Annotated in this window: 27 protein-coding genes and 2 tRNA genes; 12 read left to right on the top strand and 17 right to left on the bottom strand. The window is 32.5% G+C overall.

Going from position 1 to position 26,382, the window contains the following annotated elements; all coding sequences use genetic code 11:
• Nucleotides 1-134 (top strand): hypothetical protein (locus tag OIU83_RS23610; RefSeq protein WP_404827665.1); only part of this gene is annotated, 134 nt, incomplete at its 5' end.
• 66 nt (nt 135-200) lie between these two features.
• Here the strand turns inward: OIU83_RS23610 and OIU83_RS07530 are convergent.
• From OIU83_RS07530 to idi, 7 genes are all read right to left on the bottom strand, one after another.
• A tRNA-Thr gene (locus tag OIU83_RS07530) sits at nt 201-274 on the bottom strand.
• 115 nt (nt 275-389) lie between these two features.
• A tRNA-Thr gene (locus tag OIU83_RS07525) sits at nt 390-463 on the bottom strand.
• A 78-nt stretch (nt 464-541) separates the two neighbouring features.
• Complete coding sequence (locus OIU83_RS07520) at nt 542-808, bottom strand: hypothetical protein (protein WP_264205630.1); 267 nt, start codon at nt 806-808, stop codon at nt 542-544.
• Nucleotides 809-864: 56 nt separating this feature from the next.
• Nucleotides 865-1,833 carry a type I phosphomannose isomerase catalytic subunit gene (locus OIU83_RS07515; protein ID WP_264205629.1) on the bottom strand — a complete coding sequence of 323 codons (969 nt, stop codon included), beginning with the start codon at nt 1,831-1,833 and terminating at the stop codon, nt 865-867.
• A 63-nt stretch (nt 1,834-1,896) separates the two neighbouring features.
• On the bottom strand, nt 1,897-2,355 hold the full coding sequence (locus tag OIU83_RS07510; RefSeq protein ID WP_264205628.1) for a peroxiredoxin: 459 nt from the start codon (nt 2,353-2,355) through the stop codon (nt 1,897-1,899).
• A gap of 1 nt (nt 2,356) precedes the next feature.
• Nucleotides 2,357-2,767 carry a 6-pyruvoyl trahydropterin synthase family protein gene (locus OIU83_RS07505; RefSeq protein WP_039111653.1) on the bottom strand — a complete coding sequence of 137 codons (411 nt, stop codon included), beginning with the start codon at nt 2,765-2,767 and terminating at the stop codon, nt 2,357-2,359.
• A gap of 12 nt (nt 2,768-2,779) precedes the next feature.
• Nucleotides 2,780-3,307 (bottom strand): isopentenyl-diphosphate Delta-isomerase, encoded by a 528-nt coding sequence (gene idi / locus OIU83_RS07500; RefSeq protein WP_264205627.1) that lies wholly within the window; start codon nt 3,305-3,307, stop codon nt 2,780-2,782.
• 288 nt (nt 3,308-3,595) lie between these two features.
• Between idi and msrB the strand changes: the two genes are divergently transcribed.
• The 4 genes from msrB to OIU83_RS07480 all read left to right on the top strand — a co-directional run bounded on the left by msrB (nt 3,596) and on the right by OIU83_RS07480 (nt 7,359).
• Nucleotides 3,596-4,156, top strand: coding sequence for a peptide-methionine (R)-S-oxide reductase MsrB (gene msrB, locus OIU83_RS07495; RefSeq protein WP_264205626.1), 561 nt, complete (start codon nt 3,596-3,598; stop codon nt 4,154-4,156).
• 7 nt (nt 4,157-4,163) lie between these two features.
• Complete coding sequence (gene msrA / locus OIU83_RS07490; RefSeq protein WP_264205625.1) at nt 4,164-4,772, top strand: peptide-methionine (S)-S-oxide reductase MsrA; 609 nt, start codon at nt 4,164-4,166, stop codon at nt 4,770-4,772.
• 124 nt (nt 4,773-4,896) lie between these two features.
• On the top strand, nt 4,897-6,315 hold the full coding sequence (locus OIU83_RS07485; RefSeq protein WP_264205624.1) for an aminopeptidase P family protein: 1,419 nt from the start codon (nt 4,897-4,899) through the stop codon (nt 6,313-6,315).
• A gap of 84 nt (nt 6,316-6,399) precedes the next feature.
• The gene (locus tag OIU83_RS07480) at nt 6,400-7,359 is read left to right on the top strand and encodes a quinone oxidoreductase family protein (RefSeq protein ID WP_264205623.1); all 960 of its coding nucleotides are present in this window, start codon (nt 6,400-6,402) and stop codon (nt 7,357-7,359) included.
• A gap of 177 nt (nt 7,360-7,536) precedes the next feature.
• Here OIU83_RS07480 and OIU83_RS07475 read toward each other — a convergent pair whose 3' ends face one another.
• Nucleotides 7,537-8,628 (bottom strand): DUF6630 family protein, encoded by a 1,092-nt coding sequence (locus OIU83_RS07475; RefSeq protein ID WP_264205622.1) that lies wholly within the window; start codon nt 8,626-8,628, stop codon nt 7,537-7,539.
• Between the two features lie 216 nt (nt 8,629-8,844).
• Nucleotides 8,845-10,404 carry an NAD(P)/FAD-dependent oxidoreductase gene (locus OIU83_RS07470; RefSeq protein ID WP_264205621.1) on the bottom strand — a complete coding sequence of 520 codons (1,560 nt, stop codon included), beginning with the start codon at nt 10,402-10,404 and terminating at the stop codon, nt 8,845-8,847.
• Between the two features lie 237 nt (nt 10,405-10,641).
• On the opposite strand from OIU83_RS07470, the gene OIU83_RS07465 reads away from it, so the two are divergent.
• Nucleotides 10,642-10,881, top strand: coding sequence for a hypothetical protein (locus OIU83_RS07465; protein WP_035619471.1), 240 nt, complete (start codon nt 10,642-10,644; stop codon nt 10,879-10,881).
• Between the two features lie 103 nt (nt 10,882-10,984).
• On the opposite strand, the gene recQ is transcribed toward OIU83_RS07465, so the two are convergent.
• Nucleotides 10,985-13,180, bottom strand: a complete 2,196-nt coding sequence (recQ, locus tag OIU83_RS07460) for a DNA helicase RecQ (RefSeq protein WP_264205620.1) — start codon at nt 13,178-13,180, stop codon at nt 10,985-10,987.
• 84 nt (nt 13,181-13,264) lie between these two features.
• Between recQ and OIU83_RS07455 the strand changes: the two genes are divergently transcribed.
• The 4 genes from OIU83_RS07455 (at nt 13,265) to lptB (ending at nt 16,219) form a co-directional block, all read left to right on the top strand.
• A complete protein-coding gene (locus OIU83_RS07455) occupies nt 13,265-14,230 on the top strand; it encodes a KpsF/GutQ family sugar-phosphate isomerase (protein WP_264205619.1) in 966 nt (321 codons plus the stop codon).
• Nucleotides 14,230-15,051 carry a twin-arginine translocase subunit TatC gene (gene tatC, locus OIU83_RS07450; protein ID WP_264205618.1) on the top strand — a complete coding sequence of 274 codons (822 nt, stop codon included), beginning with the start codon at nt 14,230-14,232 and terminating at the stop codon, nt 15,049-15,051. The genes OIU83_RS07455 and tatC overlap by 1 nt, the downstream gene beginning before the upstream one ends.
• Nucleotides 15,044-15,391: a carboxymuconolactone decarboxylase family protein gene (locus OIU83_RS07445; protein WP_035619476.1), complete on the top strand. Its 348-nt coding sequence runs from the start codon at nt 15,044-15,046 to the stop codon at nt 15,389-15,391. The genes tatC and OIU83_RS07445 overlap by 8 nt, the downstream gene beginning before the upstream one ends.
• A gap of 87 nt (nt 15,392-15,478) precedes the next feature.
• On the top strand, nt 15,479-16,219 hold the full coding sequence (gene lptB, locus OIU83_RS07440; protein WP_264205617.1) for an LPS export ABC transporter ATP-binding protein: 741 nt from the start codon (nt 15,479-15,481) through the stop codon (nt 16,217-16,219).
• Nucleotides 16,220-16,292: 73 nt separating this feature from the next.
• Here lptB and OIU83_RS07435 read toward each other — a convergent pair whose 3' ends face one another.
• Nucleotides 16,293-17,150 (bottom strand): glycoside hydrolase family 25 protein, encoded by an 858-nt coding sequence (locus OIU83_RS07435; RefSeq protein WP_264205616.1) that lies wholly within the window; start codon nt 17,148-17,150, stop codon nt 16,293-16,295.
• 11 nt (nt 17,151-17,161) lie between these two features.
• Nucleotides 17,162-17,866, bottom strand: coding sequence for a CDP-alcohol phosphatidyltransferase family protein (locus OIU83_RS07430; protein ID WP_264205615.1), 705 nt, complete (start codon nt 17,864-17,866; stop codon nt 17,162-17,164).
• A 189-nt stretch (nt 17,867-18,055) separates the two neighbouring features.
• Here OIU83_RS07430 and OIU83_RS07425 point away from each other — a divergent pair, with 189 nt between their 5' ends.
• Both OIU83_RS07425 and OIU83_RS07420 read left to right on the top strand, forming a co-directional pair.
• Entirely contained in the window at nt 18,056-19,126 is a 1,071-nt protein-coding gene (locus tag OIU83_RS07425) for a putative type IX sorting system protein PorV2 (protein ID WP_449757787.1), read from the top strand.
• 45 nt (nt 19,127-19,171) lie between these two features.
• Complete coding sequence (locus OIU83_RS07420) at nt 19,172-20,311, top strand: DUF4105 domain-containing protein (protein ID WP_264205614.1); 1,140 nt, start codon at nt 19,172-19,174, stop codon at nt 20,309-20,311.
• A gap of 2 nt (nt 20,312-20,313) precedes the next feature.
• Here the strand turns inward: OIU83_RS07420 and OIU83_RS07415 are convergent, their stop codons facing one another.
• The 5 genes from OIU83_RS07415 to OIU83_RS07395 form a co-directional block, all read right to left on the bottom strand.
• Nucleotides 20,314-21,708: an exopolysaccharide biosynthesis polyprenyl glycosylphosphotransferase gene (locus OIU83_RS07415; protein ID WP_264205613.1), complete on the bottom strand. Its 1,395-nt coding sequence runs from the start codon at nt 21,706-21,708 to the stop codon at nt 20,314-20,316.
• Between the two features lie 91 nt (nt 21,709-21,799).
• Complete coding sequence (locus OIU83_RS07410) at nt 21,800-23,158, bottom strand: O-antigen ligase family protein (protein ID WP_264205612.1); 1,359 nt, start codon at nt 23,156-23,158, stop codon at nt 21,800-21,802.
• 15 nt (nt 23,159-23,173) lie between these two features.
• The gene (locus OIU83_RS07405) at nt 23,174-24,262 is read right to left on the bottom strand and encodes a glycosyltransferase (RefSeq protein ID WP_264205611.1); all 1,089 of its coding nucleotides are present in this window, start codon (nt 24,260-24,262) and stop codon (nt 23,174-23,176) included.
• A complete protein-coding gene (locus OIU83_RS07400; protein ID WP_264205610.1) occupies nt 24,259-25,377 on the bottom strand; it encodes a glycosyltransferase in 1,119 nt (372 codons plus the stop codon). The genes OIU83_RS07405 and OIU83_RS07400 overlap by 4 nt, the downstream gene beginning before the upstream one ends.
• Entirely contained in the window at nt 25,378-26,376 is a 999-nt protein-coding gene (locus OIU83_RS07395; protein ID WP_264205609.1) for a glycosyltransferase family 2 protein, read from the bottom strand.
• Nucleotides 26,377-26,382: the final 6 nt, after the last annotated feature.

Below are 26,382 nucleotides of genomic sequence, written 5' to 3'. Positions count from 1 at the left end.
GATGTTATGGCGCTGGCAAAAGTAGCAAACTAGCCGAGATAGCAGTTGCTTTATGCTTAACAGGAGAAATTTCTATTCTTGCAGCAATGAGTTCTGGTCAATTTACGGCTGCACATCAAAAATTTGGAAGATAATTACAACACATAATTGAGTATAGCACACAAAAAAACCATCATATTTCTATGATGGTTTTAACTCTGAGCCGGCGGAGGGACTCGAACCCACGACCTGCTGATTACAAATCAGCTGCTCTAGCCAACTGAGCTACGCTGGCGACTCATTACGGGTGCAAATATATAACTGTTTTTTGATTCTGCAAAATAAATTTAAACAATTATTAAAATATTTTTTAAACAAAAAAACCACCCTAAAAGGATGGTTTTATGTTGAGCCGGCGGAGGGACTCGAACCCACGACCTGCTGATTACAAATCAGCTGCTCTAGCCAACTGAGCTACGCTGGCGACTCATTACGGGTGCAAATATAAAGCGGTTTTTCGTTTTACCAAAATAAATTTGCACTTTTTTATCGTTTTTTTTTACTACAATTCGTTGATTTTAGTAATCAATTGATTAGCAGTTTCTTCCAATTCAACATTAATTTGTTTGAAGTGTGCTTTTTTATTTTCTACGTTCTTTGCGTTCACTTTTGTGATCAAAGTATCGAAAGCAGCAATAGCTTCATCGATTAAAGCATTAGTTTCTGTAGTTGGTTTTCCTGTAGTAGAAATTTCAAATAAGTAAACTGCCTCAATAATATCTCCTAAAACGTAGTTGATGTCTTTCTTTAAATTCTTAACGTTTGCCATTTTATTTTTATTTTAATTTGCGTTTGCAAAAGTACACATAATCTTTCTATTACCCGCTATGAAATGTAAATTTCTAAAATAGAAGCTTTTCCATTGAAGATGAACCTTTTCAAAGAAGCTGGGATTAATACAGTATCTCCTTTTTTATAGCTCAATTTACTTCCCTCATATTCTATTTTAAAAGAACCTTCGATACACATATAAACTGTAAAACTTTTTCCATCTTTACTTACCTCAACCTGACCGTCTAACGGAATATAATTTGTGGTGAAATATGGACAATCAACCACAACATTAGATTCATTATTTTTTTTCTGATACTCCTTATAAGTATCTACCTTGTTATAATTAATAGCATCTAGCGCTAAATCTACATGCAATTCTCTTTTATTTCCTTGGGCATCTACCCTGTCAAAATCATACAAACGATACGTAATGTCCGATGTTTGCTGAATTTCGGCAACAACTAAACCTGCACCTATGGCGTGAATCGTTCCAGTTTCCAGAAAGAAAACATCCCCTGATTTAGCTTTTACACCGTCAAGAATAGAAACCAATGTATTATTATTTAAATTCTCAAGATATTCTTCTTTACTAGAATCCTCTTTAAAACCTACAATAATCCTAGCATTTTCATCTGCTTGCATCACATACCACATTTCGGTTTTACCAAAAGAGTTATGACGTTCTTTTGCTAATTTATCATTAGGATGTACTTGTATCGAAAGATCTTCGCGAGCATCCAGGTATTTAAAAAGCAATGGAAATTGTTTCCCAAATTGCTCATGAACTTTTGTCCCCAAGATTTCATTTGGATGTTCATTTATAATATCAGTAAGGGTTTTTCCTTTTAAACTTCCGTTTGCAACAATACTTACATCACCTTCAACAGTAGACAATTCCCAGCTTTCACCAGTAATCTTAGAAGTAATAGGTTTATTTAATTCTGTTTTTAATTTTTCGCCTCCCCAAATTCTTTCTTTCAAGATTGGTTCAAACTGTAAGGGATATAATTGTGACTTCATCTTATATATTTTTATACAAATTTCATCTATTTGATAAGTCCTGTATAATACTATTCTTTTAAATTATGATACTAATTCTTTAATTGCTTCAAGCGCTTTAGGAATATGCTTGGCAGCAACCATACTATCAAAAATGAGAATTATAACTCCATTTTTATCGACAACATAAGTTACTCTACCTGGCAATAATCCAAGTAAACCAGAGGGAACTCCAAAAAGGGTTCTTATTTTTTTATCTTCATCCGAAAGAAGAATAAAAGGCAAATGGTGTTTATGCGAAAATTTTTGATGAGAATCGACACTATCACTACTAATACCAATTACCTCTGCACCCAGAGTTACAAAATCTTCATATTGATCTCTAAAACTACAGGCTTCGGTTGTACATCCCGGGGTATTATCTTTAGGATAAAAATAAATTACCAAAGGTTTACGACCAAGCACATCTTTACTTTCAAACACATCTCCATTAGCGTCTTTTGCGATAAAATTCGGGATAACATCTCCTACTTTTAATGACATTTTATTCTCCTTTATAGGTTACAAAATTACGAGCAGTTTCATACAACACGATTTCTAAATCAAAATCGGGATTAATCTTTTTTCTAATTTTATTCCAAATCACTACCGCAATATGTTCTGCAGTTGGATTTAAATCTTGAAATTCTGGCACATCAAGATTAAGATTCTTATGATCAAATGGTAATTCAACTTCTTGATATATAATATCAGCTAGTATTTTTACATCTATCACAAAACCTGTTTCAGGATCAACTTCTCCAGTAACACTTACTGTTAAGTCATAATTATGTCCATGAAAATTGGGATTGTTACATTTCCCAAAAACGGCATCATTTTTCTCCAACGTCCAATCTTTTCTGTACAGCCGATGGGCAGCATTAAAATGTGCTTTTCTTGATATCGTTACTCTCATGTAAGTTTTGGTTTAAATTTTATGGTCTTCCAGAAAATGATAAAACTCGTCAAAGATTATTTTGAACCAAACGGTATAAATCTCAGGATGTAATTGCATATCTTTTTTTACATCTTCAATTTTTATCCATTTCCAAGCTTCAACTTCTTCATTATTTATGATAGGTTCTTCATTATAACGCCCAATCATAACGTGATCCAGTTCATGTTCTGTTAATCCGTTATCAAAAGGAGCTTTATATATAAAATGAAAAAGTTCTTTAAGTGGAGTTTTAAAACCCATTTCCTCAAATAATCTTCGGCTTCCTGCTTCGACATTAGTTTCTCCTTCTCTTTGATGACTACAACATGTATTAGTCCAGAGTAAAGGTGAATGATATTTATGATGTGCACGTTGTTGTAACATGATCTCATTATTATCATTTAAAACAAAAACTGAAAATGCTCGATGTAGAACTGCTTTTTCATGCGCTTCTAATTTTGGCATCAGCCCAATCGGCTCATCGTTCTCATTAACTAATATTACGTTTTCTTCTATCATAATTGGTATTAAACACACAAAAATACGAAAAAAGAAATTGCTTTAAAGCCTGAAAAAAGTTTGTGAAAAGTTTAACGAGCTCTGCATTAACTAAAATTTTAATTTTATAGTATGATTTCTAGCGGATTAAAGCCATGAAAAAATAGCCTTTTATTTCAAAACTAAAGAAGTCTTTTATACGTAAATAATAAAAGTTAAAACTTACTTAAATACTCATTCATTTGTAAAGTGTACGACATTTCAATCAATTAAGAACATCATACAATTGTAATATAAAATTCACCGATCATGAAAACTAGAACTCATTTTTTAAGCGCATTCTTTTTACTTCAATTATTTATATTTCAAGCTTGTGGTCAAAACACAAAAGAGCAGTATACAACACCTAAAAAGACATCAATGGAAAATAAAATCGACAAACCGAATAATCCATATTACTCCAATACGGATACCAAAAAGCTGAATCTTACCGACGCACAATGGAAAAAAGTACTACCAGATGATGTATACCAAGTAATGCGCCATGCAGATACCGAAAGACCATTTACAGGAAAATACTGGAGTACCGATGTAAAAGGAACTTACTATTGTGCAGCATGTGGAAATAAACTCTTTAGATCCGGAGCCAAATTTGCCAGTAGTTGTGGCTGGCCAAGCTTTTTTGAACAAGACAATAAAAATAGCGTTACATACAAACAAGACAATTCTATAGGCATGGAACGTACCGAAGTGCTTTGTGGCAGATGTGGTGGCCATCTAGGTCACTTATTCGACGATGGACCAGCCCCAACAGGAAAAAGATATTGCATGAATTCAATTGCACTCGATTTTATACCAGACAGTAAATAATATCATTATGAAAAATACAATTTTAATCTGCATCCTTACGCTATCAATTAATGGATTTGGACAAGCAAAAAAACACCCCAATTACGACACAATCACACTTGGCGGAGGATGTTACTGGTGTGTAGAAGCTGTTTACGAAAATTTAGACGGCGTAAAATCAGTAGTCTCAGGTTTCTCTGGAGGAAAAACTATCAATCCAAGTTATGAAGAAGTATCAACCGGAAAAACTGGCTTTGCCGAAGTAGTTCAGATTACATACGACAAGAACGTAACTAGTCTGGATGAAATATTTAAAGTTTTCTTTACCGTACATGACCCTACAACTTTAAACAGACAGGGTGCTGATGTAGGAACCCAATATCGTTCGGTTATTTTTTATAAAAATGAAGAGCAAAAAAATGCAGCGAATAACATTATAAATGCATTAAAAAAAGCAAAAGTATATAACGACCCGATAGTAACTGCCGTAGAACCGTTTACAAAATTTTACAAAGCCGAAGATTATCATCAAAATTATTATGAAAATAATAAAAATCAGCCTTATTGTAAAATGGTAATACAGCCAAAAATAGAAAAATTCGAAAAAGTTTTTAAAGACAAATTAAAAAAGAAATAATTATTAATTCACTAAGCCGCTTATGAAAATGAGCGGTTTTTTTATTTAATAATCAAAGCCAAAATTTTGTAATTTGCATCAATCTATTAAGAACCAGAACCTTTTAACCAAACCACAAAAAAAAATGAAGCACGTATACTTATCCCTTATATTCCTACTGTTTTTTAATTACAATCACGCTCAGGAAAACTTACCTACAGATTACCTTACTAAAGAATTTCACAAAGGACGAAGAGAAGCTTTTAGGAATTTAATGCCTGCAAATTCAGTAGCAGTAATATTTTCCTATCCTGAGAGAAAGTTCTCTAGAGATATAAACTACAATTTTCATCAAAATCCAGATTTGTATTACTTAAGCGGTTACAAAGAACCCGACGCTGTTTTATTACTCTTTAAAGAAACACAAGGAACTGGCGAAACTACTTACAACGAAATCCTATTTGTTAGAGAAAGAAATGCAAGTCATGAAATCTGGACAGGAAGACGCTTAGGTATTGATGGGGCTAAATCAAAATTAGGTTTTACAACAGTTTATAACGGAAAAGACTTCAAGGATTTCTCTATAGACTTTAAAAAATTTGACAAAATAATTTACGATAAAATCCCAACTGACATCGGTAAAGACACAAGCAGTTTTGACCTTTTTGGATTACTAGAAACATTTAAAGCAAAAGCAGCAATTACAAATGACGATGCAGCTTCTTTACTACTATTCGAAAACATAACAGCAACACTTCGCGAAATAAAAACTCCCGAAGAGATTGATTTAATGCGTAAATCGGTTAAACTTTCCTGTATTGCTCACAATGAAGTCATGAAAGCAATTAACATCGATATGAGCGAAAATGAAGCCGATGGAATTCATGCTTATATTCACCGAAAATATGGAGCCGAAGGAGAAGGCTATCCACCAATTGTTGGCGCAGGAGCCAATGGATGCATCTTGCATTATGGCGAAAACAATAGCACCAAAATAGACAACCAATTATTATTAATGGATGTAGGCTCCGAATACCATGGTTATTCTGCCGATGTTACCCGAACTATTCCTGCAAACGGAAAGTTTACCGAAGAGCAGAAAGCAATCTACCAATTAGTATACGATGCACAGGAAGAAGTTTTTAAAATTTGTAAAGAAGGAACTCCACTTGCAGATTTAAACATCAAGGCCAAAGAAGTTTTAGCCAAAGGATTACTGAAATTAGGAATCATCAAAGACTTAAAAGAAGTAAGTACTTATTACCCACATGGATGTTCTCATTTTCTTGGCTTAGATGTTCACGACAAAGGAAACTACAGAGGCCCAACAAGCCTACTTAAAGAAAACATGATTATTACAGTCGAACCAGGAATTTACATTCCGGCAAATAGCAAGTGTGATAAAAAATGGTGGAATATTGGTGTACGTATCGAAGATGATATTCTTATAAAAAAAGATTCATACGAAAATCTATCTGCAGAATCCCCTAGAAAATGGCAAGATATTGAAAAATTAGCTTCACAAAAAAGCAAATTTAACGAATTCAACTTACCAAAATTATAAATCAAAATTGTTCCTGTTTTGAAACGTTACATTGTTTTAAAATCATTTCCTTTGTAGGTATCTCACAGTTATAATTAAATTAAAATGAAAGCATTAACTTTTTCTACTTTTGGCAATTCCGATGTACTTGAATACATTGATATTCCTAGCCCGAAATTAAAAGATGACGAAATATTAGTCGAAATGAAAGCCATCGGATTAAATTTTGCCGATGTATATCGTCGAAAAGGGAACTACCACCTTAAAGGAAATCCCCCTTTTATAGCCGGTTACGAAGGATCTGGAATCGTAGTAAACACAAATAACCATTCGGAATTTAAAATCGGAGACAGAGTTGCTTTTGCCGATGTTCCTTTTGCAAATGCCGAACTCGTTGCCGTTAATATAAACCATGTAATTCCGTTACCAGAAGCAATCGATTTTGAAACCGGAGCATCGATTTTACTACAAGGATTAACAGCCCATTACCTCGCGACCGATAGTCATAAAACATCAAAAGGAGAAACTGTAATCATTCATGCAGTTGCCGGAGGAGTCGGACAATTTTTAACGCAAATAAGTAAACTTTTGGGCGCAACCGTAATTGGTTTAACCTCATCACCAGATAAAGCAAAAATCGCAATCGAGCAAGGAGCCGACCATGTATTCTTATACAATGATAATTGGAAAGCAGAAGTTTTTAAAGTAGTTCCAAACGGTGCCGATGTAGTTTATGATAGCATAGGCAGCACCTTAAAAGATAGTTTCGAAGTAACCCAAAATTGTGGTCAAGTCGTATTTTTCGGAATGGCTGGCGGAGATCCTGCACCTGTAAATCCAAGAATGCTCATGGATACCTCTAAAACACTAACTGGTGGAGATTTATGGAGTTATTTAACCACAAGAGAAGAAAGAATAAAAAGAGCCAATCAGTTATTCACATGGATTACTGAAGGTAAAGTTTCACTTGCAACACCTACATCTTTTAAATTATCCGAAGGAAAACAAGCACATGATTATCTGGAAAGCCGTAAAAGTACAGGAAAAATAATTTTGATTCCGTAAAATAAAAACTAAATTTCATTAAAATTCTACAGACAACTTCAATTATTTTTCACGCAGATTTCAAAAGATTTAAACTGATTCGCACAGATTTATTTATAACTAAATTTTAAATAAATCAGCCTTGATTTGCAAAATCTGCGTGAAAAAATAATTCATAATTTCCGTACTTATCCAGCCTTATAATTGTTCAACCTCAATCTTTGTCAATTCAGATAATTCTAAGATTCTGGCAACATCACTTTTATTTACTACAAAAAACATATAATTGTCTCCATGTGTATCAAAAGTCATCAATTCAAGACCTCTTTTTTCTAAAGCCGATTGAATATATGGGAATAAATCATGACTATACGTTTCTTCAGGATATTCAAAATTAAGATCCTCTCCAATCATTTCAGAGATAAAACTCTCAGCATCTTCAGGATCAAATTTCCAATCACTGTTCCAACAATCTATACTTTCAAAAAATTCAAAATCACCTTCAACTTTCGCTTCATAATCTTCTAACCCTTTATTAAAATTCTTCAAAAATTTTTTAGATTGCTTTTTTAGCAACTTGTCTTCTACATTTCCTCTAGAAACTAATTTAATAAACTCTTCAAAAATTTCGGATGTAACCACAACATCTACTGGCAATAAATTTTCTCGAGAAGGAACCACAACACTTTCAGGTATTTCAATTTCCATATATTGACAAATCCCTTGCAAAATCCTTTCAAATTCCTTGAATCCTATTTTCTGGATTTCATTTTTAGGATTATTTATGTCGATATATTCAGTGTCCAAAATTCCTTTTGTATAATCCAAAAAATAACTATTATTGTACAAAATTCTAAAATCATTTATTTCTAAACTATTAGTACAACAAAAGAAAATGACAAAATTATGCAAAACATGTTTTAGATATTTTTTCGCCTCAGGAGTTGGCTCAGAATAAAATTGAATATGAATATAATCGTATTCTAATTCCGCTTGCATACTCTCTTCTGAAAGTACTCCGATATCTAGCTTTTTATATAACTCATTTAAAACTTCGTATGCATTTTTAAATCCAGCTTTCGAAATTTCCTTTTGCGCTTCTTCATGGTCAAATGAAGTTGGAAACGAATATAAACTTACCGAAACTGCATCATGAACACCTTTCATTTTAAAATCAACACCGTTTACCTCATTATATAAATAAGAATAAATTGAATTAATAACACCAAAAGAAACAATTGATTTTGGGTCGTTATTTCTACCAAAGAAATTAGGAAAGAAATCTTTCATTGAGATATATTATTTTACGTTTATATATAAACCCTTAAGTGATACACAAATAACACAAATTTATTTCGTTTTTCTAAAGATCTGACAGATAAAAATCTACCTAACCCTTTCTCAAAATCCCAACGTCACTTTCCTAACTCGAAACTAAAAACCAAACAAACGAAGTAAATCCATGGCTTAGAACATAGAATAGCTATTCTTATAAACAAGCATTTACTACTTTAAAGCTTCGGCAATCATCAAAGCACATTTTTCACCATCAATAGCTGCCGATATAATTCCGCCTGCATAACCCGCACCTTCACCGCAAGGATACAATCCTTTTATTTGTAAATGTTCGTAAGTTAACGGATCTCTCGGAATTCTTACTGGCGAAGATGTTCTGCTTTCTGGCGCATGAAGAATAGCCTCATTGGTTAAATAACCTCGCATTGATTTACCAAATTCAGAAAAACCTTCACGTAATATTTGAGATAAAAAACCCGGAAAAACCTGTCCCATTTCTACCGAAGTAGTTCCAGGAACATAAGATGTTTTAGGAATATCCGACGAAACTTTATTTTGAGTAAAATCGACCATTCGTTGTGCAGGAACTTTTTGAGTTTCACCAGCCAAATGCCATGCTTTTTGTTCGATACTTTTTTGAAATTCCATTCCAGCCAAAGCTCCGAATTTAGCAAAAGGTTTAAAATCTTCTAATTTTAATTCGATTACAATTCCAGAATTGGCTGTAGCCTGATCTCTTTTAGACGGAGACCAACCATTGGTAACTACTTCTCCAGGACTTGTAGCACAAGGCGCTATTACACCACCAGGACACATACAAAAAGAATACATACCTCTTCCTCCTACTTGTTTCACGATAGAATATGGTGCTGGAGGCAAATGCTCGCCACGATAATCACAACTATACTGAATACTATCTATTAAAGATTGAGGATGCTCGGCTCTTACGCCCAAGGCAAAAGGTTTAGCCTCGATAAAAATTTTCTTTCTGTCTAATAATTCAAAAATATCACGAGCAGAATGTCCCGTTGCTAATATTAATTTATTAGCGTTAATCGTATCTCCTTTTTGAGTTACAATTCCTTGCACTTCATTATTTTTTACAAGAATATCAGTTACTCGTGTTTCAAACAAAACCTGCCCACCGCATTCGATGATTTTTTCTCGAATATCCTGAATAATCTTTGGTAATTTATTCGTTCCGATATGAGGATGCGCTTCTACCAAAATATCATCAGAAGCTCCAAAAGCAACCAATAATTCGAGAATTCTGGTTACATCGCCACGTTTTTTAGATCGTGTATATAATTTTCCGTCAGAGTACGTTCCCGCTCCACCTTCTCCAAAACAATAATTAGAATCTTCGTTTACAAAATGTTCTGTATTTATTGCTTTTAAATCTCGTCGGCGACCACGCACATCTTTTCCTCTTTCTAGAACAATTGGTTTTAAACCTAATTCTATTAATTGTAAAGCTGCAAAAAGTCCTGCAGGACCAGCACCAACAACAATTACCTCTTGCGCTCCAGATACATTTTTATATTCCGGAAGCTCAATTTTAGTTAGCTGAAAAACTTCATTTTGCAAATAGATATTCACCTTCAAATTGATTTTTATCGCTTTTTGGCGCGCATCAATGGAGCGTTTTAAAATCGTTATATGATGAATTTCATTAGGTGAAACTTTTATTTGTTTCGACAAATGTTCTTTTAGCAATAACTCATTTGCTGCTATTTCGGGCGATACTTGAAGTAAAAGTTCTCTTGGCATTTTGTTTTATTTATTCAATTAGCTTTTCTATTTATGAAAAGAATGTGCAAAAATAACATTTTGAACTGACTTTATATAATTAACCGCAAAGTGCGGTAAGTTTTTTTTAAGTTATGTTTTTACAAAAACAAAATTAGATCTTTCCTCACTTTGCGGTTAATTCTACAATAAGTTTTTCAATCTTCATAAGAAAGACTTTGTACCTTTGCCTCACTGAAACTTTGTACCTATATAATAATGTCAAGAAAAATAAAATTAATATGGGATTTTCGTGGTCCAGCTTCCGCAAAAACTGCAGAACATCATGAGATTCATTTAAAAGAATTTATAGCTATCGAAAAGCTACCTTTAAATATAACTGGATTTACAATCCTAAACGACATGTATGCTATTGCTTATATGGTCGTAACCGATGAAAACATGATTCAGGTTCGCGACGCTTTAAAACCACACCGCGGAGAAGTATTTCCTGAATAATAGTAACAGTTGTAGTTTCTAATTACAGTAAACTACAATAATATTCAGTCGCAGTTTACAAATTCAGTAAGAACTGAAAACTAAAAACTGCGACTGTAAACTTTTAATTAGCAACTTCGCTAATAAATTTTATTCGCATAAGGCGTAATTCATCGATATCATACTCACCATCAAATTCTTTAAGAGCATCTTCTATTTTATCAGATTCTGACTCCATAAAATATTCATGAATTTCTTCTTGCTGATCTTCATCAAGCATATCGTCTACCCAATAGTTAATATTAAGTTTTGTTCCAGAATAAACAATTTGCTCCATTTCTTTAATCAAAGCATCCATCGAAAGTCCTTTTGCAGAAGCAATATCATTAAGTGATAATTTACGATCGATGTTCTGGATAATGTATAATTTATTTACAGAGTTTACTCCTGTAGATTTTACAACTAAATCATCTGGACGAATAATATCGTTTTCCTCAACATACCTATTTATTAAGGCAACAAAATCTCCTCCGTATTTTTTTGCTTTTCCTTCTCCTACTCCATGTATATTATACAATTCGGCAATAGAGATTGGATATTTTAAAGCCATATCCTCTAATGAAGGATCTTGAAAAACCACAAATGGAGGAACGCCTAATTTTTTGGCAACTTTTTTTCGTAGTTCTCGTAACATTCCCATCAAAACTTCATCGGCAGTACCACCAGATTTTGATGCTGTTACTATAGCTTCATCTTCACTTTCATTGTATTCATGATCTTCAGACATCATAAACGAAACTGGCTTTTTAATAAAGTCCAATCCTGCTTTGGTAATTTTTATGACTCCGTATGTTTCAATATCTTTTGATAAATATCCTGCAACTAATACCTGACGAAGTAATGCCATCCAGTATTTTTCGTCATGATCTGAACCTGAACCAAAGAAAGATTGGGAATCGGTTCTATGTGCTTTTATAACTGCATTTACGCGACCTATTAATGTAAATACAATTTCTTTGGATTTGTAGATATGTTTGGTATCACGTACAATTTCTAATAATTTCACCACTTGGTCTTTGGCTTCAATTTTAGTTTTTGGGTTACGAACGTTATCATCCATATCGGCACCTTCGCCTGTTTCGCTGTCGAATTCTTCTCCGAAATAATGAAGCAAGAACTTTCTACGTGACATTGATGTTTCGGCGTAAGCCACAACTTCTTGCAATAAAGCAAAACCAATTTCTTGTTCGGCAACTGGTTTCCCAGACATAAATTTCTCTAATTTCTCTACATCTTTATAAGAGTAATAAGCCAAACAATGTCCTTCGCCTCCATCACGACCTGCACGACCCGTTTCTTGGTAATAGCTTTCGAGTGATTTTGGAATATCATGGTGAATTACAAAACGAACATCGGGTTTATCGATTCCCATCCCGAAAGCAATAGTTGCAACAACAACATCTACATCTTCCATCAAGAACATATCCTGATGTTTTGCTCGTGTCTTTGCATCCAATCCTGCATGATAAGGAACAGCGCTAATACCGTTAACTTGTAAAACCTCGGCAATTGCTTCTACTTTTTTACGGCTTAAGCAATATATAATTCCGGATTTTCCTTTGTGTTGTTTTATGAAACGAATAATATCCGATTCTATATTTTTTGTTTTTGTACGAACTTCGTAATATAAGTTTGGCCTATTAAACGACGCTTTGAAAGTATTAGCATCGGACATGTCAAGATTTTTTAAGATATCTTCTTGAACTTTTGGAGTAGCAGTTGCGGTAAGACCAATAATTGGCACATCACCCAACTGTTTAATAATATGTTTTAGATTTCTATATTCTGGTCTAAAATCATGCCCCCATTCTGAAATACAATGTGCTTCATCGATAGCGACAAATGAAATAGTTACGTTTTGAAGAAATTGAACATATTCTTCTTTCGTTAAAGACTCGGGTGCAACATATAATAATTTAGTCAAACCAGAAGTGATATCTTTTTTTACTTGAGCAATCTCTGTCTTAGTAAGTGAAGAATTCAGAACGTGAGCAATTCCGTTTTCTGAAGAGAGACTCCTAATGGCGTCTACCTGGTTTTTCATCAAAGCAATTAAAGGAGATACAACTATCGCTGTTCCTTCCTGAATTAAAGCGGGTAATTGATAACAGAGTGATTTTCCTCCTCCGGTGGGCATTATAACAAAAGTATTTTTTTTATCGAGTATACTTTTTATAACCTCCTCCTGCAATCCCTTAAATTGGCTAAAGCCGAAATACTTCTTTAATTCTTTATGTATTTCAATTTCGTTTGAATTCATTCTTTATTTTATGGTATTTTGTATAAATTTGCATCAATAAAGATACAACTTTCTTTTACACTTACAAATTTTAACTATCCTGTTTTGATAACAAAAGAAAATATATTAGCTATTGCTAAAAAAACAATACTCTCTGAGAGTGAAGCAGTTGCGAAATTGGTTAGTTTTTTAGATGAAAATTTCACTCAAGCCGTTCAACAGATATACGAATCGAAAGGTCGATTAGTAGTCACTGGAATAGGAAAAAGCGCAATAATTGCGCAAAAAATGGTAGCAACCTTTAATTCGACCGGTACACCTTCTTTATTCCTTCATGCCGCCGAAGCAATTCATGGAGATTTAGGAATGATTCAAAATGAAGATATAATAATTTGCATTTCAAAAAGCGGTAACAGTCCAGAAATCAAAGTTCTGGTCCCTCTTTTAAAACGTTTTGGCAATACATTAATTTCTATTACAGGAAATATAACTTCATTTCTAGCAAAGGGAAGTGATCATGTTTTAAACACAACCGTCGACATGGAAGCTTGCCCTATAAACCTGGCACCAACCAATAGCACCACTGCACAGTTGGTGATGGGAGACGCACTGGCCGTTTGTTTAATGGAAATGCGTGACTTTAAGCCCGAAGATTTTGCAGTATATCATCCTGGTGGTGCATTAGGCAAAAAATTATTACTTCGCGTGAAAGATATGATTGAACATTCATTAAAACCGACTGTTAGCCCTGATTCTTCGATCAAAAAAGTTATATTTGAAATATCCGAAAAACGATTAGGCGTAACTGCCGTCGTAGAAAACAATAAAATAATCGGCATTATTACTGATGGTGATATCCGACGAATGCTAAACGACAGAGATACTTTTGCCGACTTAACCGCAATAGACATTATGACCAAAAATCCAAAAATGGTATCCTCAGACACAATGGCTGTAGATGCCCTAAACATTTTAGAAGATTTCTCGATTACCCAATTAATCGTTTCCGACAATGGAGAATACAAAGGAGTACTACATTTACATGATATTTTAAAAGAAGGAATCGTATAATGGCAAATAAAAAAAACCTAGGCGAAATGTCGTTTTTAGATCATCTTGAAGAATTAAGATGGCTATTAGTTAGAAGTACAACAGCTATAATCATAATGGCTTTTTTAACTTATTTTATAAGTGATTACTTATTTGATGTTATCATTTTCGGACCAACAAGACCAACTTTTTTTACCTATCAGTTTTTTTGTGAGTTATCTCATAAATTAGGCTTTGCAGAAAGTATTTGTATTACCGAAATGCCTTTTATAATTCAGAACACAGAAATGGAAGGGCAGGTAAATGTCTTTGTATGGATGTGTATTTTGGCTGGATTTATCTTGAGTTTCCCTTATATCTTATGGGAAATATGGAAATTTATTAGCCCTGCACTATATGAGAAAGAACGAAAAAATGCCAAAGTATTCATATTCGTTTCATCGTTACTTTTCTTTTTAGGTGTAATATTTGGTTATTTTGTAGTTATCCCAATGTCGGTAAATTTCGTAGCCACCTTTACCGTAAGTGATGTTGTAAAAAATCAATTTACTCTAGAATCGTATATGGGAATGGTAAAAACGAGTATTCTTGCTAGTGGATTATTTTTTGAATTACCAATAATCATCTTTTTCCTAACCAAATTAGGCCTTGTAACACCTCGCTTTTTAAGAAAATATTGGAAATATGCTGTAGTTATAATATTAATTGTAGCTGCAATTGTAACTCCTCCAGACGTAGTGAGCCAGACAATTGTTGCAATCCCAATGTTACTAATATATGAATTGAGTATCTTTATTTCGGTGCTCGTATATAAAAATAAAAACAAACTAGAAAATGTCTGATATCATACAAGAATTTAATGATTATCGTTCTAAAATGAATGAGAAATTATTAGCAGATAACAATAAAATTGTAAAACGAATTTTCAATCTAGACACTAATGCATATGCAGCAGGCGCTCTTGATGTTAAAACAAAGGAGCTTTTGGGCTTAGTAGCTTCGGCAGTTTTACGCTGTGATGATTGCGTAAAATACCATCTTGAAACTAGTTTTAAAGAAGGTGTTACCAAGGAAGAAATGATGGAAGCAATGGGAATTGCAACTCTCGTAGGCGGTACAATCGTTGTCCCTCATTTGCGTAGAGCATATGAATTTTGGGAAGCACTAGAAGAAACTAAATAATTGTTAATAGGTTTATTTGTTGATTCGTTTATTCGTTAATTTGTAGCGATCAAACGAATCAATCGTTTAAATGATTAAAATAAAAAAATGAAACTAAGAGCCGATAATTTAATCAAAACCTACAAAGGTCGTAGTGTAGTAAAAGGCATTTCTGTCGAGGTAAACCAAGGAGAAATAGTTGGTCTTTTAGGTCCAAATGGCGCTGGTAAAACCACTTCATTTTACATGATTGTAGGATTGGTAAAACCTAATTCGGGCAATATTTATCTTGATGATTTAAACATTACCGATTTCCCAATGTACAAAAGAGCACAACACGGGATTGGTTATTTGGCACAGGAAGCATCAGTTTTTAGAAAATTAAGCATCGAAGATAACATTTTAAGCGTACTACAATTAACTACTTTATCCAAAGAAGAGCAAGTAGCCAAAATGGAAAGTCTAATTGAAGAATTTAGCTTAGAACACATTCGTACCAACCGAGGAGATTTACTTTCGGGAGGAGAACGTCGTCGTACCGAAATTGCACGAGCTCTTGCTACAGATCCAAAATTCATCTTACTAGACGAGCCTTTTGCAGGAGTTGACCCTGTTGCCGTAGAGGATATTCAACGAATTGTAGCACAACTAAAGAATAAAAATATCGGAATTTTAATTACCGACCATAACGTACAAGAAACTCTCGCAATCACTGATAAAACGTACCTAATGTTTGAAGGAGGAATCCTTAAAGCTGGTGTACCAGAAGAATTAGTAGAAGATGAAATGGTACGTCGTGTGTATTTAGGTCAGAATTTCGAACTTCGTAAAAAGAAACTGGAATTCTAAGAAAAGTATTCAGTCGCAGTTTTTAGTTGCAGTTGTTTACTGAAACTGAAAACTGCGACTAAAAACTAAAAACTTAATCTACTGTTATAAACTGTAGCTGCTGTAAATCTCCATTATAGATATTCACATCAACAGTATGTTTTATACCTGGTATGGTTGCTTTCTCAGTAAATTGCCAGAACAACCAATCATCCTCAATTTTTTCTCGATAGAAATTATAATTGGCTATCCAAAAAAGATATTCCCCAAATTCTTCTTTCAAAAAATCATCATAATATCTTTCACCAGTATATATTATTGGTCGCACTTTATAATGAGCTTCCACTTTATTCAACCATCGTTTTAATCCTTTTTTCAAACTATCAAGAGATTGATTTTTCGGCAATCTTTCAATATCCAAAACTGGAGGCAAATCACCTTTGTGTAATTTTACAGTTTTAATAAAAAGGTTCGCTTGCTCGATTGAATTTTCATTAGGTCGATAGTAATGATATGCTCCACGGATAATTTTTTGTTCTTTGACTCCTAGCCAATTATTTAAAAACTGACTATCGACACGATTATTTCCTGCCGTGGCACGAACAAAAACAAATGAAATTGGAAATTTTTGCTCCAAACTGTCTACTTTACTCCAACGAATTGTCCCTTGAAACTCGGAGACATCAAGACCAATCGCTTTTCCTTTATGATTAGCCAAAACCTGATAATTCCTAACATCTGAAAGACGCTTATCCTCGGATTCTTTTTCAAGAACTTTATCTGATTTAAAGCTAAAATAATAGGCCAAACCATTACGATAATGATAAACGATTCCCAGAAACAGAACAATTAAAATCGAAACAATGATAAACCTAAAGAACTTTACAATCGAACTGGTTGCTTTAGATTTTTTTGCTGAGGTGTATCTTCTTTTAATACCTTTTCTTTTCATTCAATAAAAAACTACTTTTTCAAGAACTTATTATTAACAACAGACAATAGGATATACGTAATAATCACCAACGGAATTCCTAAGTATTGAAAGAAAATCAACAATAAAAGTGACAATGCCAAAAAGCCGATTTGTAACGCATTATCTTTCAAACTGAATTTCTTAACCTTTAATGCAAACAAAGGAATTTCGGCATTTAAAATATAAGCACTAAATAATGAGATTACTAATAATATCCATTGATTCGTTAATACTTCTAATAAAAACCATGATGAATCTCCATATGTACTTAACACCAATGGTAAGCTTAAAACAAACAATGCATTTGCTGGTGTTGGCAATCCTATGAAAGAATCCGTTTGGCGAGTGTCAATATTAAAATTTGCCAATCGATAGCATGAACCTAATGTTATGATAAAACCTAAATATGGGAAAAACTCATTAGGAGAAACCTCACGTAATAAGCTAAACATTACAAAACCAGGAACAACACCACTGGTCACCATATCTGCCAAAGAGTCCAATTGTAAACCTAGCGGGCTGGATACTTTAAATAATCGAGCGAAGAAACCATCAAAAAAATCAAAAAATATCCCTAAACAAACAAAATAGAAAGCCATTTCGTAATTTAATTTAGAAACAAAAACAAGGGCTATGCAACCACAAAAAAGATTAATTAACGTAATAGCGTTAGGAACATGTTTTTTAATATTCATTGCAAATAAAATTTAAGTATTGTAAACAACAAATTTACTATAATAACTGAATGGAATCCTCGTTTTTATTAGAGTTTTTTAAACAAAAGTCAGACTTTAGTATTATTTATAGATAGGAATAAATAAGCTCGGTAAAAAATTATATTTTTGGTAAAAATTAAACAAACTTCGGTTTATAAAAATTAGCTCTTGAGGAAAATTTTATTGCTTTTACTATTTTGTGTTTACACAGCAAATTATAGCCAATCGGTTCGAAAATACTCCAATGAGTTTATGAATATTGGTGTAGATGCCGCAGCTCTTGCCATGTCGAGTGCAGTGGTTGCATCAACAAACGATGTAAACTCAGTTTACTGGAACCCAGCTGGTTTAACCAATCTTGAAGACCATCAAATTGCTTTAATGCACGCTAATTATTTTGCCAATATCGCACAATATGATTATATTGGCTATGCCAGTCCAATAGATGACCGAAGTGCTTGGGGAATTTCATTAATTCGTTTTGGAGTAGATGATATTTTAAATACAACTGAATTAATCGATAATCAAGGAAATATTGATTATAATAGAATTAGTCTTTTTTCGACTGCCGATTATGCATTTACTTTTTCATATGCCAGAAAACTACCTGTACCTGGATTTCAATATGGAGTTAATGCGAAAGTTATTCGAAGAATTATCGGTAAATTTGCTAATTCTTGGGGTTTTGGATTTGATGTTGGTTTACAATTTGAGAAAAACGACTGGCATTTTGGACTAATGGTGCGTGATATTACAACCACTTATAATGTTTGGAATATTGACGAAAAAGAATACAAAAAGATTTCTAATGCTATTCCGGGAGAAAATCAAGATCTACCAGAGAGCACCGAAATTACGCTTCCAAAAGCGCAACTGGGTATAGCAAAAAAATTCATAATAAGATATGATTATAGCATTTTGGTTGCTACAAATATGAACATGCGTTTCGAGAGAACAAAAGACATAGTATCCAGCAACTTTGTAAGCGTTGACCCGGCACTAGGCCTAGAATTTGGGTATACCGACCTTGTTTTTTTAAGAGCTGGAGTAGGAAATTTTCAAAATGTTACACAATTGGATAGTTCCGAAAAAATAGGTTTTCAACCTAATATTGGACTTGGTTTTAAATACAAAGGCATTCAAGTAGATTATGCTTTAACAGATTTAGGAAATCAAAGTGTTGCTTTATATTCTAATATTTTTTCGCTTAAGGTAGATTTAGGTATCTTTAGAAAATAAAAACTGCACCCAAAGAAATATTGATAATTCATTAAAAAAATATTTATGAAAACATATTCATTAAAAAAAGTATTCTTATTACTAATGCTTTTCATGTTTATCAACAACACCTTTGGGCAAAGTATATTATTATCTAAAGACTCAAAAGTTAGCGTTTTAACTTGTGGAACCGGCAATGAATCCTACTCTCTTTTTGGACATACTGCTATTCGGGTTAAAGACACTGTAAATGCTATAGACATAGTATATAATTATGGTGCCTTTGACTTTAATACCCCTAACTTTGTTGCAAAATTTACAAAAGGTGATTTACAATATTTTGCTATTGCCCATCCTTATGCCGACTTTGTTAATGAATATAACAATGAGAAACGTAGTGTTTATGAGCAAGAATTAGATATTCCAGAAAATCTAAGACAAAAATTATTCGACAATCTTAATACAACTCTACTCTCCGAAGATCGTTATTATACTTATAAGTTTATCGATAAAAATTGTACATCTATGGTTGTAGATATTATAAATAAATCCTTAAACGGCATAGTAATCACTAAAAAAGGAGACACTGATAAAACATACAGAACTATTCTTTATCCTTATTTTGATGGACATTTTTATGAAAAACTAGGTATCAGTATTATTTTTGGGAAGAAAGTAGACCACCTTGGAACAAAAATATTCTTGCCTTTTGAATTAAAAAACAGTTTAAACAAAACTACTTTTCAAAATCATCCTTTAGTAAAACAAAGTAAAACTATTATATATTTCGATAAAGAGCCTGTAACTTCTTGGTGGAATAATTGGTATACTTATGTTATTATACTTGCGTTTATCATCTTGATAAACAAAAGAAGTATTGATAAAGTTTATCTTTTAATAATGGGATTATTAGGATTATTTTTTGTTTTTGTTGGGTTTTATTCCTTCCACAAAGAATTAGAATTCAACTATAACATTTTGCTATTTAGTCCTGTTTTATTGATTCTTTTAATTCTTAATCTTATGAAAAACAAGAAATGGACTTATAGATTATCACTTATACATATCCTTTTACTAATTGTTTATGGATTGTTTATGATCAACAAAGCTTCATTATTTATAGTTTTACCATTGATTATAACTAGTGGGGTTGTTCTGGTACGTATAGCTATCAAGAACAAAAAACCAATCCCAATTATTATATAAATTTATTGCCCTTTGTAGAACAAGACAGTAGTTAGTGTTTTAAAAGTAATACTTAAATCCAGAAAGATACTTCTGTGTTTAATATAATACAAATCATATTGTAGCTTCACTAAGCTTTCTTCGATCGATTCACCATAGGAATAATTTACTTGTGCCCAACCAGTAAGACCTGGCTTAATAACATGTCTCGTTTCATAAAATGGCATGATTTGAGCAATTTCTTTTACAAAAAAGGGGCGCTCTGGGCGTGGACCAATAACAGCCATATCTCCCTTAATAACATTAACAAACTGTGGAAGTTCATCAATTCTGGACTTACGCATCATTTTACCAAATGGTGTTACCCTAGCATCATTTGCAGAAGCAAAAACTACTCCTTTGGGTTCAGAATTCTTTACCATTGTACGAAATTTGTATATTATAAAAGCTACACCATCTTTACCAATTCTTTCCTGGGTATAAAAAAGTTTTCCTTTGTTGCCTATAAGATTACCTATAAAAATAAACGGTATCAAGCAAAGAGCGATCAATAAACCCAATAACGAAAATACAAATTCAAACAATCTAACAATTAATAAATATAATTTATTATTATTACTACGACTGAAAGGAAAGAAACGATAAAAATCCCTAGCTATAAATTGTACCGGGATACGTTGTGTTTTACTTTCGTATACTTGTGTATATTCTCTAATTATCTTACCCGACTTAAGCAAATGCAATAATTGTTGATATAAATCCGGCGTAATTCCATCTGTTTTTTGAGAAGCAATCACAATCTCTGAAACTCTATTATGGATAACAAATTCCTCTAACTCATCCTTTTTTATCTCTTTTACGTAGTGATATCCAGTCTGGTTATTGTTTGAGATATCTAGGTTTACATACCCAATGATTTTATAATGTGGATCTACATTCTCTAATCCTGTAATCAATTCTTCTACTTGATCTTGATCACAAATTAAAACAACATTTTGAAAATACCGGTGAGAAGCTAAAAAATAAACATAAAAAAAACGCCAAAAAAGTACTGCAAAGAAAATCGCCAGATAAAAAATAAGAATCGAAATTCTTTGCTTAGGTAATTCTGGAGATAAAACAGGAGTTAGCAAATAGACGAATACAGTAGTCGATACTGTAATAACAGTACTTTTAAGTACTTGAAATTGATTACTGGCCACTTGTAAATTATACATCTCAAAGATAGATCCAAAAACATTGAGATAAACAACTAATACAATAACCCAATAAAAATTACTATCTGAAATGTTGAAATAATGATAATCAAAAACCTTACTTAATAAATATAAAGTCGCCAAAACAAAAAAAGAGTCAAAAAATCGAAGAATGACTTTTCGCTCTGATATTTCAAAATGCATTTTATTTTTTTGTGGCATTATTTTTATTGGTAGGTTAAATTATAAAATTAAACTTGGAAAAATTTAAAGTCGTACAAACAAATATATCGATTTATCAATCGGAAAAGTATTAACTAGTAATAGTTTCCTCAACTGTATTATTATTTGTTTTCAAATTAGTTACATTAAGCAAAGCTAATGCATAAACAAAAGCAGGAGCTGCCGTTCTCATTGCTGCGTGATTAATTGTTAAAAGCCAAAAAGCGTAAAATGATAAAAAATACAGATGTCCACGATTGATGTAATACAATACAAAAGGCATTATAAAAAGTATCAACAAGCCAAATATTCCAAATAAGCCATGCTCGCTTAACATTCGTGTAATTTCATTATGGGAAGCTGCATTTTCACCAAGAGCCTTTCTCCTATATTCTTTTCCCTCACCAGCACCAACTCCAAATATTGGATTATCAAAAAAAATTTTAAGTTCAGCATCCATAATTGCTTCTCGTCCTCCCAATTTGTCTTTTTTCACCCTTCCTATAGCATCTTGATTTGCATACCTCTTTCCTATTAACCCAGAAGTTTGCATAGAAGAATATGTCCAAATTCCAACCCCCATTATACCAGTTAGGATAAAGACTAAAGCGAGTTTCCCTCTTACTTTCGCATTCGAATAATAATAAAGTAAAAACAATAGCGCTGCAATCGCCACTATTGCTGTAATTACCCCACCTCTTGAAAAAGTTACAATAGCTCTATAGCTAATAACTAAAAGTAAGACTCCATTTAAAATTAACATTTTTTTTGATTTTGAAAAAAGAATAAGTTGAGTAAAAAACACAAACATCCCTAATCCTAAAGCAGTAGAAACCTGATTTGGTCCGAATCCACCTGAGGTTTCAAAATTAGACTGCGTGCCAGTAACAACACTCTGTACACTAGGATTATATAAAAACAAATAAACAGTAATTGAAATAATAGGCAATCCCATTGCTAAAACTACTTTTTGCAATTGTGCAAAAGTAATTTCCCTATTGAAAGCATATATAGAGCATAGGGCCAAACACAAAGGACCTGACAAATTAAAAACCAATGCCTTCTTTATATCTGTTGAAAAATCATTCGAAGTAGCTGTCACTAAAATTCCCGGAATTAGTAATAATAAAAAAATCCAATATACAAAAGCTCCCATAGAGAAACTGCTATATATCATCCCTATAAGCATAAAAGAAGCAACACTTAACTTAATATACTCATTATTTAAGTTTCCTCCTGTCATTCGCAACAAGACCTCAACACCAACTAGATAAGCAGAAACTAAAAGAACCTCATTGTTTTCATTTTTAGTTCTATAAACAATAAACAAACCAACAATTGGAATTATTAGTGCGTATATTTTAGACAAAAAAGGTACTGCAAAAACGGCTAAAGCAATTACTGCATGAATTAGAAGCAGAAAGCTATAAGACAATTTTGTGTTTTTCATTTTTATTTATTGTATTTAAATGGCAAAAGTAGTCAAAGATTTCAACCATAAAAGATACTCTTTGATAATAGTTGTTTCGCTAAAATTTAATTGAACGTTATTATGTAAAGCCACAGCTACTTCATCTCTCATTTTTTGATCGACAATTAATTTTTCAAGCGCTGCAACAAATTCGTTAAGATTATCAGATTCTACGATTAAACCTTCTTTTTCAGAAGTAATTATTTTCGAAATTTCTCCAACATTTGTTGCTACGACAGGCAATTTAAAAATTCCATATTCTAAAATTGCTAACGGAAGGCCTTCGGAAAGAGAAGGTAAGACAGCTATTTGACATTGTTCTAAAGCTGAACCAACATTATCAGTTGTTCCATAAAAGAAAACAGTTTTTTGGAGTTTTAAATCATCTATCTTTTTCTTCAATTTGTCAGAATAGGAGTCTTCAAAATCTTTTCCGAACAAATGAAAAGTCCAATCTGGAAATTTATCTTTTATCGAATTAGCAACATCGATTAATAGTTCGTGATTCTTTTGCGGCCGCAAATTAGCTACACAAACAATTCTCTTGCCTGCGAATCCATGTAATGATTGTTTTTCGGCTGAAACAGAAGAATCAACTACAAAATTAGGAAAGTAAACAAGATTTGAACACCATAAATAAGACTTTGCCCAATCTTTTAAAGCTGAATTTACAGAAATAATCCCCGTAAAGGAAAGTGATCCCAACTTTAAACCTAAGTTTTTCCGAGAAGATAAATCCTGTGAAATACCATAATGATCGTGCCAAATAATTTTGATTTTTGGCAAAGTGAGTTTTACTAAAACGGCAATAAAAAATGAAGAACTGTGAGCATGAATTACATCAACTTTATTATTCTTTAAATATTTACGCAATCTAGAAACAGCCTGAAAATCTATTGTTTTCTTTTTCTTCAAAAATAAATACGAAACATTCTTAGCTATTTGATTGAATAGCAATCCTTCTTTTCGGGATACAATTAAACCTGAAAATTCTATTTTTTTAGATAATGCATTAGCATAATTAACCGCCATACGTTCTGCCCCGCCTGCTTCTAACGAGTCTATTATTTGTACAATTCTCATTTTGATAATAGCTTTTTAATTTCGGCTTCAAAAACATCTGTAGTATAACATTGCGACCATTTAATAGCTAATCGGCTTTTATCTAAAAAAGTTTTTTCATCACTCAGCAATTTGCTTATTTCATCTGCATCTTTCTGCAAATTCATTTCTAACAAAACACCTCTACTACCATAATCCAACATAAAAGGAACACATGAAACTCTACTCGCAACAGGAATGCATCCCCAAAACATACCTTCGGCAATTGCTTTTGGCCAACCTTCACTTTTGGAAGGCAAGATAACAAAATGGCTTTTTTGATAGGCTTTCTTTAAGGTTTCCTGATTTTGATTTCCTTGTAAAACAATATAATTTTCGAGATTATTTATTTGAATATAGTTTTCTAAATAGCTTCTTTCTGAACCTTCACCATATAAATTCAGATTTGCTTTGTATCCTTTTTCTATTAATTCCTGAACCAATTGAATGGCATACATTGGATTTTTACCTGAAACTAAACTTCCAACAAAAATGAAATTGATAGAACTATCAAAATTTGTTTTTTGAATGGTTTCTTTTTCCAACTCTGAATAAGTAGCGGTAAAAAAAGGTTTAATATTTTTAGACTGATTATTCCAATCTCCATACACCAAAACAGTCATATTACGAGTCAAAAAAGTATTACTTAAAATCCATTTTTGCATTTTGTATGTAATAGGTTGTTTACTTTTTGGATCCCAATTTCCGGCATATTTAGCTGTTTTAGCTTTTTCAGGAAATAATACCTGAACCAGACATCCTATTAATCCCATATTTCCCGGGCAACGCAAATGAATATGATCTGCATTTTTCATAGCCCAAAATACTCTCCAAAAAATTATGGGTAATTTAAAAACTGAAACTAAACCATTCTCAAAACTAGTAAGATTAAAATTAGGCACTTTTCTAAAGTTAATCTTGTTATGTTTATATGCGATATCTATTGCTGTTGGTTTCGCTTTTTTTAATGGAGCAACAATAATTACTTCATCAACATATTTCAACCAAATATTCATTTCACGAACATAGGGTGCATAGGCAAAAAAATCATTGTCATCCTGAATATGACTTACATGGGTTATTATTGTAAACTTCATCTATTCTATTTTTGGTTTATCAATTAATAAACTCAAAAAACCAACAATTCTTCCTAAGGATTCCGTAAAAACAACTTTTTTATTTTCTTCTGTAATGATATTCGAAAATCGAATTAGAATTAGAATTATAGTAATCACATTCCACTTGAAACGATCTTTAAAAATTGGATTTGGATTTTTGACTCTCCAAACATACCATCCATTTCGAACTACCATCTTACCATATTTATATTGGTTTGGCCGACCTGATGCAGCATGAAAATGAGATAATTGAGCATTGGTATTTATTACATTTTTACCAAATTGTAAAGCTCGCAAACTAAAATCCGCATCTTCGTACAATCCATATCCTTCAAAAAATTTAGAAAACTTAATATAATCTACAACACTTTTTCTAAATGACATTGACATTCCTATCAATAAATCTACTCCATAGGTTTTTCCAGTAATTGGAAATCCAGAATTTCTGCCATGAAAATAATTTGGCATTCTTCCTGAACCTAAATTTGATGCAAGTCCAAGATAATTCCTTACTACATTTCTATGACCTTCTTTATAAAAATATCCTTCAAATAAATAATGTTTTTTAGGATCATAAAAAACATTTAGTTCTTGACGTTTCCACTTATATTCATTAATTGCTACACCACCTACACCAACAACATCAGAATTCATCTTGAACGTATCTAAAACTTGATTAAAATAATCCGGTTCTAAAACAGTATCATCATCTAAGAAACAAGCAATCTCAGAATCAATATTTAGTCTGGTTATTCCATAGTTCCTTTGCTTTGTCAATCCTCGATTTTCAGTTGAAACCAAAAAATATTCTAAATTTAGAAATTCATTTCCCTCTAAAATACTTTTAGTTTCTTCGTTACTTGAACCGTCAATTATAAGAATCTGATTTGGATATACTAATTGTTTTTGAATCGATTGCAATAAAGTCAACAGCGATTCAGCTCGCATATAAGTGCAAATAATTAAAGAAAACTTCATTAAAAA

The organism is Flavobacterium shii (assembly GCF_025847235.1).
In the GTDB taxonomy this organism is placed as follows: domain Bacteria; phylum Bacteroidota; class Bacteroidia; order Flavobacteriales; family Flavobacteriaceae; genus Flavobacterium; species Flavobacterium shii.
This window is presented reverse-complemented; position numbering and strand designations above follow the sequence as displayed.